The following is a 15,726-nucleotide window of genomic DNA, read 5'->3' on the forward strand; positions in this document are numbered from 1 at the left end:
GGTCGAGCGAGTGGCGCCAGAGGGCGGAGCACAGGCCACTACGCCGGGGCCGCGCTCCGCCGACCCAGGGCAGCTGAGTGGCCGACGCCGTGCATCCGGTGGACGGGTCCTCTCGCCACCACCGGAGCACCATCCATGCAACAGCCCTCGACGTCCGATGAGGGAGAGCCTGACGAGCCGGGTACTGACAGGGCCTCCCAGCCTCGCCATTGCCGGACATAACCTCGGAGAATGGACAGGAGAAAAGAGATCCGGGAGTTCCTGACAACCCGCCGAGCCAAGATCACCCCCGCACAGGCGGAGCTGCCCGCCTTCGGCAGCGACGCACGGCGTGTTCCCGGTCTGCGTCGCGAGGAAGTCGCACTCCTGGCCGGAGTCAGCGTCGACTACTACACCCGCCTGGAGCGCGGCAACGCGCGCGGCGTCTCCGACAACGTCCTGGACAACCTCGCCCGGGCACTCCAGCTCACCGAGGCCGAGCGAACCCACCTCTTCGACCTGGTCCGCGCGGCGAACGCCACCACCCGGCCCCGCCGGACCGGCCGGCAGCGGATGCGTCCGGCTGTGCAGCGCATCCTGGACGCGATGACGACACCTGCGCATGTGTGGAACGGACACTTCGACACGCTGGCCGCCAACCGGCTGGGGCGTGCCCTGTTCTCACCGGTGATCCAGGACCGGCCCCTGCCCGTCAACCACGCCCGGTTCCTCTTCCTCGACCCCCGGGCGGAAGAATTCTTCAGCGACTGGGAGGGTTCCGCCAACGGCACCGTCGCCGCCTTGCGTTGGCAAGCAGGCCGCAACCCCTACGACAAGGCGCTGACAGACCTCGTCGGTGAACTGTCCACGCGCAGCGAGTTCTTCCGCACCCGATGGGCAGCCCACAACGTGCGCGTGCACCGCAATGGCGTCAAGAAGCTCCACCACCCTGTCGTCGGCGACCTTTCCCTGCCCTATGAGTCGATGGCCCTCGACGCCGACTCCGGCCTGACCCTCGTCGCCTACAGCGCCGAACCCGGCTCCCCCTCCGAAGAGGCGCTCGGCTTCCTTGCCAGCTGGGCCGCCGCCTCCGATCACGAGCAGGGCGATCAGCCGGCCCAGGGCCCCGACCCGCGGCAAACTCGCTGAGACCATCTCAGTCCTGCCTGCTTCGGGGTGATCTTGGCTCTTCGGGAGGTCAGGAATTCGCGGACCTCTGTCTGTCCGTCCATGCTCCGAGACTGGTCGGCGTGCGCGTGACCTGGGAGGTCCTGCCAGTACCTGGGTCATCAGGCTCTCCCTCATCGGTCGCCCGGGCGGTTGTATGGGGTCCGTTGCCGCGGGGGCGGACCGTCCGTTCGTCGCGGCACGACGTCTGGTCGCCGCGAGTCGCGGGGCCGTAGGAACACTCGGTAGCCGGAGGAGCAATCATGAGCAAGGGATCCGCGCTCATCGTGGGTGTAGGCCCCGGCCTCGGTCTGGCTCTCGCGGAAGCCTTCGCCCGGGACGGCAACCCGGTGGCGCTGTTCGGTCGTTGCGCCGAGAGCCTGGAGACATATGCGGCCGGGCTTTCGGCCGAAGGTCATACCGCGAACGCTTACCAGGTGGACGCCACCGACCCCGAGGGACTGCGGGCAGCGCTCGTCCAGGCGGCAGATGACCTGGGGGCGCCGGAGGTGCTCGTGTACAACGCGGCCCTGATGGCTCCCGACACGCCCACCGAACTGGACGCGCAGGACTTCGCGCGCACCCTCGCGGTGAACGTCACCGGGGCCATGGTCGCGGCCAGGACGGTCCTCCCGCTCCTGCCGGGCGGCCGGGGAAGCCTGCTGTTCACCGGCGGTGGACTCGCCCTCGATCCCTCGGCGGAGTACGCCTCGCTGTCGGTGGGCAAGGCGGCACTGCGGGCCTACGTCCAGTCCCTGTGCAAGCAGCAGCAAGGCTCCGACGTGCACGTGACCACCGTGACCGTCACCGGCTACATCGGCGGTGGCGACCCGCGCTTCACACCCGAAGCCTTGGCCGCGGCCTACCTCGACCTGCACCAGCAGCCGCAGGGCTGGTGGCAGGCGGAACTCCTCTACACCTGACACACGCCGGCCCCGGGCCGGCGCTGTACTGCCCACACCCCAGAGCCGACGGCCCTCGAAACGCGGCCACCGGGCCGAAGGCTCGCGCAGGCCAAGTCGATGTAACCGCCATGACCCGTCATGCCCGAACCTCAGGAGGAATCATGAAGAACAGAATCATGCGTGCAGTCCTTGCCGCGGCCGCGGCAAGCCTGACTCTCGCGACGGTCGCCGTTGCGACTCCCGCGGGGGCCGCCACGGAGCCCCTGTCCCGGGCTCACATCGTCGCCCACTTCAACCTGGCCAAGGGGCAGAGCCCGGAGAACGCACTCATCGAGCCGAACGGCTCCGTGGACATGACCTTCGCCGGCGCCCACCAGATAGCGCGCGTCGACGGCAACGGCACGACGCACATCCTGGCCACCCTGCCGGCCCCCTCCGACGGCGGTGTCCACACCCCCGTGCTCGGCTTCGCCCTCGCCACCGGACTCGCCCGCACCCCCGACGGAGCGCTCTACGCCCTGTACGCCACCGGCGCCAAGGACCTGACCGGGCTGTGGCGCTTGAAGCCGGGGCACACGACGCCGGAACGCATCGCGGCCCTCCCGGCCGACAGCCTGCCCAACGGACTCGCCTTCGACCCTCGCTCGAACGCCTTCTACATCACGGACTCGGTCCTCGGCACCGTATGGTCCGTGCCTGCTCACGGCGGACGCGCGACGGCCTGGTCCACCGCACCGGAACTCGCACCCCACGGATTCCTCGGAGCCAACGGCGCACGCGTGCACGACAACGCCCTCTGGGTGACCAACTTCGACCAGGGCACCGTGGTGCGCATACCCGTCGGCGACGACCACCGCGCGGGCAGGCCGACCGTCAAGGCCACCGGCCTGCAGGGCATCGACGACTTCGCCTTCACGGGCCGTGGCAACGAGATTCTCGGCGCCCTCAACCAGCCGAACAAGGTCGTGCGCATCACGGACGACGGATCGAACACCACCGTCCTGAACGCCTCCGACGGGCTGCAGAACCCCACCTCCGTGGCGGTCCGCGGCAACGACGTCTACATACCCAGCGCCGCCTACACCACCGCCACCGACCCCAACCTGCTCCACGCCCACCTTGACCGTCAAGGTCACTGAGCGCCGCAAGGCCGCACGGAACGCCTCAGCTGGGCTCATGGTGGCGGCCTGGCTGAGGCAGTCCGCAGAACCACTTCACAGACCTATGCGTCTGCGTTCCCTTTCAGTCCGCCGAGGACTCATTCAGTTCCAGAGCGCGCCGTTCGCGCGCTTTCGTCATGGAGGTTTGACACTGTGACCCAGACCATCGGATTCATCGGAAGCGGCATGATCGGCGGCGCTCTCGCCCGCCTCGCAGTCGCCGCCGGCCTGAACGTCGTCATGAGCAATTCCCGCGGCCCCGAGACCCTCGCCGACCTGGTCGCCGAACTCGGTGAGCACGCCCGCGCGGCCACCCCGGAGGAGGCGGCGAAGGCGGGCGATGTGGTGGTGGCGACCGTCCCGCTGGGCGTCTACGCCAAGCTGCCCGCCGACGCTCTCGCGGGCAGGACCGTGATCGACACCATGAATTACTACCCGGGGCGCGACGGCCGCATCGCCGAACTGGACGGCGGCGACATCACCTCCAGTGAGCTGCTCCAACGGCACCTGACCGGCTCCCGCGTGGTGAAGACGCTCCACAACATGGACTGGATCCGCCTGTACAGCCGGGCCCGCCCCGCCGGCGCCCCCGACCGCAGCGCCCTGCCCGTAGCCGGCGACGACCCGGCCGCCAAGGCCGAGATGGTCAGGCTTCTCGACGTCCTGGGCTATGACGCCGTGGACATCGGCACCCTCGCCGACAGCTGGCGCTGCGAGCCCGGCACACCCGTCTACGTCCAGCCCTACCAGGGCCCACGACCGGCGCAGATCACCCAACAGGATTGGCACCAACCGGAGTGGCAGCGGTGGTTCCGGGAAGCCCCGGGCGAGCCGGTGCCCGCCGACCGGGTCAAGCAGCTCATCGCCCAGGCCGTCCGAGGCCACGTGGGCGGCCACAGCGGCTGACCCCGGCGCCCTTTCCGTGGGGGGCCTGACACCGGAAACACCACAGGGAGTCCGAAGGAGACACCCCATGTCCACCGCTGTTACGGCGAATCCCCGCCCGGTCACAATGAGGCAATCCCCACCGGGAGTCACGGGCGGTCGATGACGGGGTGACGGGGTGACGGGTCCGACCGTGTTGCGACTGTGCGGCTCCCGGACGACTGTCGGCTGCGCCTGAGCTCAGCAGCCGAGCTTCGCGTCCGCCCAGTCCGCGTGGTCCGAGTCGATGCCGTCGCCGCCGTCCGTGACGACGAGGCGAACCGTCCGGGCTCCGCTCACGTCGGCCGAAATCGACTGCGCCGGCATCGCGGTGGTCAAGACCCCGGTTTTTGCGACGTTGACGTCGTCTGCCCAGATCTCGAAGGCGACGGTTCCGTTGGCATCCTTCTCGTCGTCGACGCCGACCTCGGCGGTGACCGTCTCGCAGGCCTTGCTCGTGTAGTACTCGATGCTGCTCTCGGCGTGCGCACCCAATCCCTTGGCGTGGACGACTCCGCCGATGGTGATCGGTCGGCCGTCTCCCGCTCCGCTCTCCCCGTTACTCGTGTCGCGTTCGACGGGACCCCAGCCGTTGGTCGTCGACAGCCAGGGCAGGTCGCCGAGCGAGGAGACTCCCGCCGGCGGTGCCACGACCACGGACGCCTTCAGCGGGAGCACGCTCTCGGCGCGTACGCCGGTGGGTGAGCGGTAGGTCGTCCTCAGCGTCAGGTCGTACGCACCCGTCGCCGCGTCGACAGGTGCGAGGATCCGCCACTTCGTACGCAGCGCTCGGCCCGTCGGCAGCGTGCCCGCAGTGGTCGGCGACGCCGCTCGCACCGTCCAGCCCTCCGGTCCGCTCAGCGCGACCGAGACACGGGTCGCCGGTGTCCGTCCGAGGTCGGTGACCGTCGACGTCAGCGTGTTCGCCCTGCCCGCCTCGACCAACAGGCCGTCATCGACACCGAGTTCGACGGCCGGAGGCTTCTCGGCCCACCTCGCGTCCACCGAGGCGCGGACGAGCACGGTGCCGTGCGCGGGTACGGTCGCGGAGATCGTGCCCGCGGTGTTGTACCTCTTGTGCTGCCACAGATCGCGCAGGGCGTAGGCGTCCGCGGCGGGCAGTCCGACGGCCTCAGCGCTCGTGGCGATCCGCTGCGGGCTGCCGGTCTCGTTGAACAGGGCCACTGCCCTGCTACCGTCCTGCATCTCCTTGGCGACGACCCAGCGGCCTCCCGCGGAGGAGAGCACCCTGCCCTGCCGTCCCAGTGGGTCCTGGTCGACCGCGATGACTTCCTTGTTGTCGAGGATGTCGAAGGTCGCGTCGGAGGCCGTGCGCAGGTCGGAGCCGATGAGCAGCGGCGCGGCCATGATCGACCACATCGAGAAGTGCGAACGGTACTCGGTGTCGGTCATACCTCCGTTGCCGACCTCCAGCATGTCCGGGTCGTTCCAGTGTCCGGGACCGGCGGACGACGCGAGGGGCAGATTCTGCTTGAGGATCGACAGCATCGAGCCCCAGCTGTCGCTGATGTCACCGGTGGTGCGCCACAGGTGTCCGACCTCCGAAGCCCATTCCCACGGTTTGTTCTGGCCCCACTCGCAGATGCTGTAGACGATGGGGCGCCCGGTGGCCCTGAGGGCGTCACGCATGGTCGTGTACCGCGACTTCGCGTCCACGCCCTGGTTGTTGCAGTTGTCGTACTTGAGGTAGTCGACGCCCCAGTCCGCGAACTGCTGGGCGTCGCTGTACTCGTGACCGAGGGCGCCCGGGAACCCCACGCTGTCGCACGTCTTCGTGCCGGCGCTGGTGTAGATACCGAGTTTGAGCCCCTTGGCGTGCACGTAGTCGGCGACCGCCTTGATTCCGCCGGGGAATCGCGTGGGGTCGGGCACCAGCTTGCCGTTCGCGTCACGAGACGGCAGGGCCCAACAGTCATCCAGATTGACGTACTGGTACCCGGAGTCCTTGAGACCCTTCGCCACGAAGAGGTCCGCGATCCCCTTGACCATGTCCTCGTTGAACTCGGCACGGCAGTGCGTGGAGTTCCAGTTGTTGAAACCCATCGGCGGGGTGAGGGCAAGGTCGTCGGCCGGCCCTGGCGCGGCGGGTGCGTCAGGGGAGGGGTTCTGTGCCGGCGACTGCGGCGCGGCGGCGGCAAGGGCCGGCGGGGTGAGGCCGACCACGCACAACAGGCCTGTGGCGACAAGTACGGCTGTTCTTCTACGGATTGGGCGGGCGTGAAGGTGGCGCGTCACTACGAACCTCCGCGAAAGAGAATGGGCACCTGTCCATGCCCTTGAGTGCATTCGTCTCGGGACGCGCCACTACGGTCGAGGTGCTCGGGTGCGCCTCGCCGGGACGGCCGGACACGACCAGTGCCGACAACCGGGCATCCGGCGGCGGTTGAGCGCAACCGGCTCTGGGAGACACGTTGCTGACGGCAGGTCCGGCCGGGACCGCGAGGCGTAACTGACAGGCGAGCCGGGCTGCTGGCAAGCATGAGGACCTCCGTCGCCGAGATCTTCAAAGGCTAGGGGCGGCAGCACCTGCGCGCCGATCACAGATCCGGCCAAGTATGCGATCAGGTCCGTGAGCGGCCCGACCGCCGGACTGCGGCTCTCCATCCCTGCGGGTGCGGGGAGCAGCGCCTGACGATGGCATGGCCGCCGCGGCGGCCGGTGTGGCGGCTGCCCGGCGTGGCAACGGCCAGCTCGCCCTCCTCGGAGAAAGACCTCCCCGCGGGCTGCGACCGGTACCGGCATGGAGTCTGCCCCCCGCCCCTGCGGGGATGTTCCCTTCACTGGCTGTGCGGCGCTGTCAGGACCTGCACCTCGGCAAGTGCGAGTTGGTTGGTCCCGGCGAGCTGGACGCGGACGTATCGACCGGTGCGCCCCACGTCGATCGTGCTCGGCCTACCGGCCTGCTCGCTCTTGTGCGTCCACCACACTCCTGGCTGAGTGAGGGTGTCGCTGAGCGAGGTGGATGTGAAAGGGGTGTCGGACACGAAGATGTAGTAGTCCGCGAGCCGGTCGGCGCAGCAGTCCGCCCGGTTGTGGAGGGCGATCTTGTCGATCGGATAGGAGGCTCCCGTGTCGACCTGCCACCACGGCTGCGCCTCGGTCTTGGTGCCGGCGTAGTCGCGCAGGTCGTCGTCCACGGCATAGCTCGCGGGGTAGTTGGACGAGACCGTCGACGACTGCTCGGCGGGTTTGCCCAGTGCGACATCGGGCGCCGGAACCACGCCGGACGCCACGCCGGCGGGTGTCGTGACGGTCACCGAGGTCACGGCCGTGCCGGAGGGTGCGGTGGCGGTCAGGAAGGCCGGCGAGTGCACCGTCACGGACGCGGCGGGCGTCCCGGCGACGCTCACCCTGGTGCGGGCCGTGAAACCGTCCCCCGCCACGAAGACCGTACGGCCCTCGGCCTGGGCGTAAACGACCTGCGGGGCTCGGTCCGTCACCAGGTCACGGAAGCCGCTTTGCAGCCCGGCGTCACGTACCCTCCCCAACGGCAGGTCGCTCGCCGTCGGCCGCAGAGGCAGGGCCTTGTTGTCCGTGTAGGTGACGTCGGTGCCACCGGGCGGCGTGCAGTGGTACTGGCCGATGGGCTGTGCGGAGTAGTTGCCCGTCACGTCGAAGTGTCCGGTGGTCTGGCAGCCGCCCTGTGACAGCTTGCCGTTCCATTCGACATTGCCGTCCCAGTTGATCCACTTCGCTCCCGCGTCGTCGTACCAGGTGAAGTTGACGTTGCCCTGGTCGTAGGCGACGTTGCCCACGGCGTGCAGTCCGTGCTTGATGCCGGCAGCGCGGTCGACGGAGCCGTCGGCGGCGAGGACGGTCTGGCCCTGGTGGCCTTCGGCGTAGATGGCACCGCCGTCGCCGAGCACCTGCATGAAGCCGTGGATCAGGTTGGCGCTGATCGTGTTGTCGCTGTTGACGTTCGTGGTGTTGTCGGGGTGGTCGACGTTGTCGACATGCCCCTGGATGACGCCCGCGCTGATCCCGGTGTACGGCACGTCCCGGATGTCGTTGTGCGTCACCGACGTGTGCTGGGTGAAGAACAGCGTGATGGCCGCCGCGCTCGGGTAGTCGGTGCCGACGTGCTCGATCAGGTTGTTGTCGATCGTGTTGTACGCGTTGATCTCCCGGTCGTCCGCGCCCACGTCGGACGGGTGCGGGTCGGTGGTGTCGCCGAGGATCACACCGTTGCCGGCGATACCGCTGAACACGTTGCCCTGAATCGTGTTGTGCCGGCTGCCGTACTCGAAGACCAGTCCTGCGGCGCCCAGGCCGGTGAACGTGTTCCGTTCGAAGGTCACGTCGTGCGCGGCACGCCACTGCACATTGCCCGGCTGACGGGTCAACGAGCCGAACGGGCAGGTGCCCGGCGGGGCTCCGAACGTGCACGTCCCCTGCGGGTAGGTGGGGTCGGCGCCGGTGAGCCGCAGATTGTCCTGCACGTCGGCGAACCCGGCGGCCGAACTCGGCTCGTTCCATGTCGCGTACGCGAACCGCAGCCCCCTGAAGGTGATGTCGTGCACCGGCTGGTCGAGCGTGCCGGCACCCGTGACCAGCGAGGTCAGCCGAGGCGCCTCGATGTCGAGGCGGTTCACGTCCTGCCCCGGCAGCGGAACGTAGTTCAGCACCTGCCGCTTCGGGTCGAGATACCACTGCCCGGTGTGCAGGAACGGGTAGGCGTTCTCCATCCGGGTCGGCGCGGTGCCCGGTTTCATGTTGGGCAGGCCTCCGGATGCCTGGGTGAACACCGGGCGGCTGGTGATGTTGCGCCAGCAGGGTTGCTGCATCAGCACGGTGGTTCCGCTGACCGAGTCGACGCGGCAGCGCGACTCGGTCCAGTCCCCGTTCTTCCCTGTGTAGGCGAACTCCACCCGCGACATCGCGGCGGCACCGATACGGTCCCGCAGTCCGGCGGCCCAGTCCGGCGAGGTGGTGTAACCGCCGTCGGTGGCTGCGAAGGTGACGCCCTGCTCATCCGGAGTGGTCTGCGCGATCGGCGCCTGCTTGCCGTCGACGTAGATCTGCCGTGTGGCGAGGCCCGCGGGCAGGGGAGCGGACCAGACATTCTTCACCGGATCGGTCAACCGCCAACCCTTCACACGTGTCGCGCCGTTCAGCACCGGTCGAGCGCCCGGTGCGGAGGTCCAGGTCACCCGATGTCCGTTCCGGCCGGAGTCGGCCGGCCCGAACCGCAGCGGCGCGGTGAGCCGGTACGTGCCGTCGGACAGCATGACGACGACGTCCCGGCCCGCGCCCTCGTTGCCGGCCAGCGCCTGCCGCTCACGTTGCTGTGCGCCGAGCACGGAGCACGGCCGCGACAAGGTGCACGCCGATCCGGATCCGTCCGGTGCCGCGTGGAGCAGCACAGGGGGCGGCGCAGGCGCCGCGGAGGAGGAGGCCGCGGTGCCGAGAGCGCCCAAGAGCAGGGCTGCGGTAAGGCCGGAAGCCAAACGAACGAATCTAGGCATCGGATCTCCGAGCATCTGGCTGGCGATCACGTGGCCAGCTATAGAAGGAGCACCTGCCCCGGACAGAGAGCGCCATTTAGGTGGTTCTCGCAGTTCGGATGGGACGTCAAGCCAATGTCGCCGCGGTGACGGACACGCCCGGTGGACGACTTTGAACATTAATCGAGCCTTCCAGCTTTGAGAAGGCATCCGATGTTTACAGCCGGAGCGTAGGCGCAACTCGAAACGGGGGTCAAGACGTGCGACCGCTGCTGACTGTGGTGCGGGCACTGGAGGTGGAGAGTTCCGGCGGGACGGCGTCCGGTCAAGGGGGGGAGGGGATCAATGCACGAAGTCGCCGGCCTCCGTCACGTTGTGGGCCGGTCCAGCCGCGGCTTCAGCCGTACCTCAGTCACGCTCACGCCCTCCGGAGCACCGAACGCTTCAACCATCACGCCGTTGTTGACGCCGGTGACCTGCAGAGCCAAGCGCTCGGCCCCCACGCGCAGGTCGAGCCTTGCCACGGGCTCGCCCGAGAAGTCCGGCATGCGGTGAATCCGCGCCGCCGGGCACTTCAGGCTCGTCGCTTGTCCCACATCTCCCCGTACCTGGCCGTGCCCTTCCCCGAGAACGCCCTGCTGATGCGCAGTTGGTGCCTCTGGGCGGCGCACTCCTCTGCCGGCACATCAGCTCACCAGCTCACCGGCGACCCGCAGGAGCCGTACCTCAACCGATCATGGAACGTGGGGTCGAACAGGTTTCCCGCCGGGTGATCTTCCCGTTGTAAGCGCATGAAGGCAGGCCCTGTCGGTAGCTCGGGGATGCGCATCTGACCGAGCAGTGCCGGGAGACCCTGGTGTCGTTGTGGTGCGTGTCCGAGCCCGTTCAGTTCAACTCGGCTGCTCCATCGTGTGATTGCCTCGCGCCTGTGTACGGCAACGCGGCCGCCCATCCGGACCGGGAACGCCGGTATCCCTTGTCGGAGAACGCCACTCGAGGAAGCGGCAGGCGGGACGCTCACCCGTTCACGGCGCCTCCGTCGCGAGCGTGCTGCTGCCCCTGGGGCAGACCCTGCCGCTCGCGGTGCGGACCCGGTGGCCGGCCGCCTGTCTCGAGGTGACGGGCACTTCGCCACCGCCCGCATGACCGCAGCGTAACCACACCACCCACAAGTGTGTCGGGCGCGGTGTCAGCGGCGGCCCTTGGTCCGGTCCAGTGCGGCGACGCCGAGGGCCGCCAGGCCGATCTGGATGGCCAGTTCGATCCAGTCGACCCCCTTGGTGTCGGCCACGTCGAACGCCGCAGCGACGCCGGTGCCGACGAACGCGGCCGCGATGCCTACGAGGATCGTCCACAGCACGCCGATGTGCTGGCGTCCAGGGACGACCAGCCGCCCAAGGAGGCCGATGACAATGCCGATCACGATGGCACTGATGACACCCGAGATCTCCATGACTGCCCCTCATTGAGAAGTATGCTCACCCCAGATATGCCCCGAGGGCCGCGGCACAGTCCCCTCCGCTTCTGTCGAGGCGAACAGACCCGTCCGCCTCCCACGCCGCGCGGCCGTCCTCCGTCCGGGGAGCGGGCAGCAGGTCGGGTACCTCGACGGGATCGTGCTCGTCCGGCGGGCCGGGTGACGATGGATGAGGCCCCGGGGCGGTCGATATCCAGGTGGGTCTGGCTAGTGCCGCGGCAGGCAATGTTTGCCCGAGAAGGAGCGGCGTCTGGTGCGTGCTATCGGCGTGCCGGGCGGAAGCCCTCGTACTGGATGTACTTGGGCTTTCGCCCGGTGCGGCGAGAGTGCGTGCCAGGCGTCGCGACGGGGCGAACATTGCCTGCCGCGGCACTAGAGGACACGACCGAGCGTTGATCCTGGTAGTTTCCGGGCCACGCTGTTCCGCCGGACTCACGGCATCATCGTCTGCATGACCGCAGGCAATGATTTCGGCGTCGTACTCCGGCGATGGCGCGACCAGGCGACGCCGCCGCAGAACGGGTTCGGCTCCTCCACCCGCCGACGTGCACCTGGGATGCGCCGGGACGAGCTCGCCGCTGCGGCCGGGGTGTCCGCCGAATACATCAAACGGCTTGAACAGGGCCGGGGACGGCCGTCGGCCGGGGTGTTGTACGCACTCGCCAGGGCTCTGCGGTTGTCCCGGCCGGAGTACGAGTACCTCTGTTCGCTGGCCGGGCACGCGCCTTCGGGTGCCGGGCGGGTACCACACCAGGTCGGGCCCGGCGCCCGACGTCTGCTCGACCGGCTCGGCGAGACCCCGGTCTGTATCAGTGACGCCGCCTGGACCGTTTTGGCCTGGAACACAGCCTGGGAGCAACTGGGCTGCGCCTCGATCGATTCCCATGGCCGGGAACGGAACATGGCCTGGCGTGCCTTCACCGGGGATCAGGGACGTACGGAGCGGACTTCCGAGAAGGAGATCCGCTTCCAGTCCTCGCTCGTCACGGACCTGCGCGCCACGGCCCTGCGGTATCCGGACGACGACTGGTTGCGGGATCTCGTCGCTGATCTGCAAACGGTCAGCGAAACGTTCGCGCGCCTGTGGCAGGCGCATGTGGACACGCGTTATCAGGACGATCAGGTCACGATCCACCACCCGGACGCCGGAGACATCACGGTCGACTGCGACATCATGACGATCCACGAGGGCGACCTCCGCGCAGTGGTTTTCACCGCGGAGACCGGCTCTGTCGACGCCGCTCGCCTTGCCCTCACCCAGGGTCGCCACCCCGACCGAGGCTGACTCCGCCTCTTACCTGCTTAAGGAAGATCACCAGCTGTGAACGACACGTTGCTGAATGCTGCCCGTAAAACAGTGCCGACGCTGTCAGCGAACGCGGCACTTACCGAACGCGAACTGCGGCCCGCGCCGGACAGCGTGACGGCGGTGCGCGACGCCGGCTTGTTCGCTCTCTCCGTGCCCACCGAGGCCGGTGGCCTTGACGTCGACCTGCACACATTCGTCGAGGTGATCGCCGAGTTGGGACGCGGCTGCGCCTCGACCGCCTGGGTCGTCGCGCTGTGCGCCTCGGCCAAGAAACTGACTGCGTCGATCGTCTCCGACACGGCCCGCGACGCTCTCCTGGCCGACCCGAACGCGGTCGTCTGCGCCTCCGGTGTCCCCCAGGGCGCCCGCGGTGAGCGCGTGCCCGGCGGCCTTCGGATCTCCGGGCGGTGGGCGATGGCGTCCGGCTCCGAACTGGCGTCCTGGGCCATGGTCATGGTGCCGCTGACGGGCGACGGGCCGCCGACTGTCTGCCCCACTCTCGTACCGGCATCGGACCTCTCGGTCGACCGTACGTGGAGGGCGGCGGGCCTGGCCGGGACGAGCAGCCACACCCTCGTGGCCGAGGACGTCTTCGTACCGGAAAGCCTCGTCACGTTCCCGGACGGTGCCGGCCCCATGGTCCCGCCGGAGGCGGTGTTCATGGGCGGCCTCGCGGCGCTCGCGCCCATGATCGGGGCGACACGCGGAGCACTGGACGTCGTCGAGGCGGCGATCGCCGGTAAACGGGCTCCGTACGCGACCACCTACGCGCGCGTCGCGGATTCCCCCTTGGGCCGGTACTGGTTCACCGAGGCGCTCCAGCGCACCGAATCGGCCCTGCAGCGGACGTTGCGGGTGGCGGACGTCATAGACGCGCTCCGTCCAGGTGCGGCGATACCGGTGACCGAACGGATCCGGCTGCGAGTGGAGCTGACGACAGCAGCCCGGGAGTGCCGCGAGGCGCTGGAACTGCTGCTCGATCTCCACGGTGCGAGCGGATTCGCCGACGCCAATCCGCTGCAGCGCTTCTGGCGGGACGTCGCTGTCGGCACCCGGCACCCGTACTTCACGCCCTACATCCTCGCCGAGGACCACGGCCGGGTCGCCTTCGACATGATGCCCACTGTCTCGCTGACTCTGTGATCCGGCCAATGACCCCGGAACTGTTCAAGCGCATCATGCGCCGCCAGGCCGCCACGGTCGCCCTCATCACCACGGATGGGGGTGACCGTGGCGACCGGGCCGGCCTGACGGCGACATCGCTCACCTCCGTGTCCGCGGATCCACCGCTCGTGCTCTTCTGCGTGGCCCGGACGGCGTCCGCGTGGCCGGCCCTGTCCGTGACTGACCGGATAGGCATCCATCTACTCGGCGAGGACAGCCAGGAGCTGGCCCACAGATTCGCCACCACGGGAATCGATCGGTTCGATCACCCGGCCATCGGTGACGACGACGGTCGGACGTCGGTCGCCGACGCCGTCGCCTGGCTCGAATGCCGGATCGTCGACCGCATCCCGGCGGGCGACCACCACATCGTCCTGGCCGCGCCGGAAAGGGGCGGCCACAGCGGCCGAGACCAGCCCGGACCGCTGCTGTACCACGACCGCCGCTATACCTCGGTCACGGAGCCGAAGCCCGGCGAGGTATCAGCCGACGGCGCCGAAACCGTAGAGATCATCAACAAAGCGGTATAGCACCGGTGTTCGGCGGCGACATCGTCCGTCGCGCCCTACGGCGACGTGCCCGCCGGCCAGGACCCCGACCAGGCCGCCTGGGGCCAGGCGCGGTGCCGGACGAGGAGGAACAGGTGTGCTGCTTCACCGACCTTCTGGACGACTTCGAGGAGGAAGGAGTGAACCGAAGAAGGTCTTCCACACAATGACGGCCAGGTACCCACGCCGGAGAGCCGTCACGAAGTACTCCATGTCCAACTGGATCACCGGATGTCATCAAGGTCAAGGTCGGTTCCCACCACCAGGGTCACCACACCCGCGGCGGCATCCGGCCGTTGCGTGGCCCGGGCGCCGGGCAGCCGCGAAGTGAGTACCTTCGCCTGCTCGTCCAGGCCCTGCGGGTAGGTGGCCGTGGTGGTGCGGGTGGTCTCCGGCGCGTTTCCCGTTCCGGCGACGGAGAAGCCGGCCTCGCGCAGCATTCCGGCGACGGTTGCGGCACGCCCTGTGACGCCGGTGCCGTTGAGGACCTGGACGCGCACTCTGGACGCGTAGATCAAGTCCTGGGCGTCGGCTTGCAGTTCCTTCTTGTTGACCTCCTTGTCCTGGGCAAGGGAGGTGAACAGGTCGGCGGCCTGCGGATACTGCCACACGATGTTGGCCTTGTCGGTGGCCACATCCGCCTCGCGCGGATAGTTGGGGACGGTGAGGAACGTCAGCCTCTGGCTGGGGATGCCCTTCACCTCGGAGGCGAGGCTGTACAGCGGCTTGATGCCGGCCAGGTCCTCGTCCGTGGTGAGGGACTTGGTTGCGGACTGCAGGAAGTCGTACAGGGCCTTGGGGCTGGTCAGCTTGGACTGGGCCTTCTCAGCGAGTGCCTCCATGAACTCCTGCTGGCGGCCGATGCGTCCGATGTCGGAGCCGTCACCGACGCTGTAGCGGGCGCGTACATAGCCGAGCGCTTCCTCGTCCTTGACGGTCTGGCAGCCGGCTTCCAGGTCGAGGCGTGCCTTCTCGTCGTGGATGGCCTGTTCGGGGCAGACCTTGATGCCGTCCAGGGCGTTGACCATCCCCTTGAAGCCCTGGAAGTCGACGGACATGAAGTGGTCGATGCGCAGGCCCGTGTCGGCCTCGACGGTCTTGATGGTGCAGGCGGCGGCCTCGGCGACCTTGCCGCTGGTACCGCCGATCGCGAAGGCTTCATTGATCTTGGCGTGGTGCCGGGCGGAGGTGACGCCGTCGCCCTTGTCGCACGCGGATATCCGCACCCACGAGTCACGGGGGAAGGACACCACGGTCGCCCATTTCCGGTTCGCCGGAACGTGCATCACCATCAGGGTGTCCGACTGCATGGTGGTCAGATCCTTGCCGTACTTCGCGTTGGCTCCGTCGCGGCTGTCCGAGCCGACGACCAGGATGTTCTTCGAGCCCGGGCTGAGGTTGGCGGGGCGGTCCCCGCCTAGTTTGTTGTCGAGGTCGGCGGCGTTGATGTTGTCGTCCAGGTCCTGGTAAATCCAGGCACCGACTCCGGCGACGCCGAGGATGAGCACCGCGACCGCCCCCGCGACCCGTGCGAGGATCCGGCCCCGCCGCGTCAGCCGCGTCGGCCTGCTTCCGGCCGGAGCGCGCCGCCGTTGTCCCGTACCGCCCACCGGGGCCCCTTCCTCCCG

At 68.7% G+C, this 15,726-nt stretch carries 13 protein-coding genes; 8 read left to right on the forward strand and 5 right to left on the reverse strand.

The window, feature by feature from the left end:
- Nucleotides 1-231 precede the first annotated feature (231 nt).
- The 4 genes from M2271_RS02540 (at nucleotide 232) to M2271_RS02555 (ending at nucleotide 4,117) form a co-directional block, all read left to right on the forward strand.
- Nucleotides 232-1,128 carry a helix-turn-helix transcriptional regulator gene (locus M2271_RS02540; RefSeq protein WP_280885397.1) on the forward strand — a complete coding sequence of 299 codons (897 nt, stop codon included), beginning with the start codon at nucleotides 232-234 and terminating at the stop codon, nucleotides 1,126-1,128.
- 281 nt (nucleotides 1,129-1,409) lie between these two features.
- Entirely contained in the window at nucleotides 1,410-2,069 is a 660-nt protein-coding gene (locus tag M2271_RS02545) for an SDR family NAD(P)-dependent oxidoreductase (RefSeq protein WP_280885398.1), read from the forward strand.
- Between the two features lie 143 nt (nucleotides 2,070-2,212).
- Complete coding sequence (locus M2271_RS02550; RefSeq protein ID WP_280885399.1) at nucleotides 2,213-3,190, forward strand: hypothetical protein; 978 nt, start codon at nucleotides 2,213-2,215, stop codon at nucleotides 3,188-3,190.
- 174 nt (nucleotides 3,191-3,364) lie between these two features.
- Nucleotides 3,365-4,117, forward strand: coding sequence for an NADPH-dependent F420 reductase (locus M2271_RS02555; RefSeq protein ID WP_280885400.1), 753 nt, complete (start codon nucleotides 3,365-3,367; stop codon nucleotides 4,115-4,117).
- Between the two features lie 219 nt (nucleotides 4,118-4,336).
- Here M2271_RS02555 and M2271_RS02560 read toward each other — a convergent pair whose 3' ends face one another.
- From M2271_RS02560 to M2271_RS02570, 3 genes are all read right to left on the reverse strand, one after another.
- Nucleotides 4,337-6,442 (reverse strand): NPCBM/NEW2 domain-containing protein, encoded by a 2,106-nt coding sequence (locus tag M2271_RS02560; RefSeq protein ID WP_280885401.1) that lies wholly within the window; start codon nucleotides 6,440-6,442, stop codon nucleotides 4,337-4,339.
- 491 nt (nucleotides 6,443-6,933) lie between these two features.
- The gene (locus M2271_RS02565; RefSeq protein ID WP_280885402.1) at nucleotides 6,934-9,603 is read right to left on the reverse strand and encodes a discoidin domain-containing protein; all 2,670 of its coding nucleotides are present in this window, start codon (nucleotides 9,601-9,603) and stop codon (nucleotides 6,934-6,936) included.
- A gap of 365 nt (nucleotides 9,604-9,968) precedes the next feature.
- The gene (locus tag M2271_RS02570; RefSeq protein WP_280885403.1) at nucleotides 9,969-10,148 is read right to left on the reverse strand and encodes a hypothetical protein; all 180 of its coding nucleotides are present in this window, start codon (nucleotides 10,146-10,148) and stop codon (nucleotides 9,969-9,971) included.
- Nucleotides 10,149-10,187: 39 nt separating this feature from the next.
- On the opposite strand from M2271_RS02570, the gene M2271_RS02575 reads away from it, so the two are divergent.
- Nucleotides 10,188-10,373 carry a hypothetical protein gene (locus tag M2271_RS02575; RefSeq protein WP_280885404.1) on the forward strand — a complete coding sequence of 62 codons (186 nt, stop codon included), beginning with the start codon at nucleotides 10,188-10,190 and terminating at the stop codon, nucleotides 10,371-10,373.
- Between the two features lie 416 nt (nucleotides 10,374-10,789).
- Here the strand turns inward: M2271_RS02575 and M2271_RS02580 are convergent, their stop codons facing one another.
- Nucleotides 10,790-11,053: a GlsB/YeaQ/YmgE family stress response membrane protein gene (locus M2271_RS02580; protein WP_280885405.1), complete on the reverse strand. Its 264-nt coding sequence runs from the start codon at nucleotides 11,051-11,053 to the stop codon at nucleotides 10,790-10,792.
- Nucleotides 11,054-11,528: 475 nt separating this feature from the next.
- Here M2271_RS02580 and M2271_RS02585 point away from each other — a divergent pair, with 475 nt between their 5' ends.
- Genes M2271_RS02585 through M2271_RS02595 form a run of 3 tightly spaced genes read left to right on the forward strand, consistent with a single transcriptional unit; the run spans nucleotide 11,529 to nucleotide 14,080 of the window.
- Complete coding sequence (locus M2271_RS02585) at nucleotides 11,529-12,362, forward strand: helix-turn-helix domain-containing protein (RefSeq protein ID WP_280885406.1); 834 nt, start codon at nucleotides 11,529-11,531, stop codon at nucleotides 12,360-12,362.
- Nucleotides 12,363-12,398: 36 nt separating this feature from the next.
- Entirely contained in the window at nucleotides 12,399-13,529 is a 1,131-nt protein-coding gene (locus tag M2271_RS02590; RefSeq protein WP_280885407.1) for an acyl-CoA dehydrogenase family protein, read from the forward strand.
- Between the two features lie 8 nt (nucleotides 13,530-13,537).
- Nucleotides 13,538-14,080, forward strand: coding sequence for a flavin reductase family protein (locus M2271_RS02595; protein ID WP_280885408.1), 543 nt, complete (start codon nucleotides 13,538-13,540; stop codon nucleotides 14,078-14,080).
- A 242-nt stretch (nucleotides 14,081-14,322) separates the two neighbouring features.
- Here the strand turns inward: M2271_RS02595 and M2271_RS02600 are convergent, their stop codons facing one another.
- On the reverse strand, nucleotides 14,323-15,654 hold the full coding sequence (locus tag M2271_RS02600) for an LCP family protein (protein ID WP_280885696.1): 1,332 nt from the start codon (nucleotides 15,652-15,654) through the stop codon (nucleotides 14,323-14,325).
- Nucleotides 15,655-15,726: the final 72 nt, after the last annotated feature.

Origin of the sequence: Streptomyces sp. LBL (genome assembly GCF_029893585.1) — a bacterium.
Taxonomy (GTDB): Bacteria; Actinomycetota; Actinomycetes; order Streptomycetales; family Streptomycetaceae; genus Streptomyces.

What these genes read in the sequence shown, in the direction of transcription:
- M2271_RS02595 (WP_280885408.1), top strand. Translation starts at nt 13,538, where the DNA reads ATGACCCCGGAACTGTTCAAGCGCATCATGCGCCGCCAGGCCGCCACG.
- M2271_RS02540 (WP_280885397.1), top strand. Translation starts at nt 232, where the DNA reads ATGGACAGGAGAAAAGAGATCCGGGAGTTCCTGACAACCCGCCGAGCC.
- M2271_RS02585 (WP_280885406.1), top strand. Translation starts at nt 11,529, where the DNA reads ATGACCGCAGGCAATGATTTCGGCGTCGTACTCCGGCGATGGCGCGAC.
- M2271_RS02545 (WP_280885398.1), top strand. Translation starts at nt 1,410, where the DNA reads ATGAGCAAGGGATCCGCGCTCATCGTGGGTGTAGGCCCCGGCCTCGGT.
- M2271_RS02560 (WP_280885401.1), bottom strand. Translation starts at nt 6,442, where the DNA reads ATGCACTCAAGGGCATGGACAGGTGCCCATTCTCTTTCGCGGAGGTTC.
- M2271_RS02580 (WP_280885405.1), bottom strand. Translation starts at nt 11,053, where the DNA reads ATGGAGATCTCGGGTGTCATCAGTGCCATCGTGATCGGCATTGTCATC.
- M2271_RS02570 (WP_280885403.1), bottom strand. Translation starts at nt 10,148, where the DNA reads ATGCCGGACTTCTCGGGCGAGCCCGTGGCAAGGCTCGACCTGCGCGTG.
- M2271_RS02550 (WP_280885399.1), top strand. Translation starts at nt 2,213, where the DNA reads ATGAAGAACAGAATCATGCGTGCAGTCCTTGCCGCGGCCGCGGCAAGC.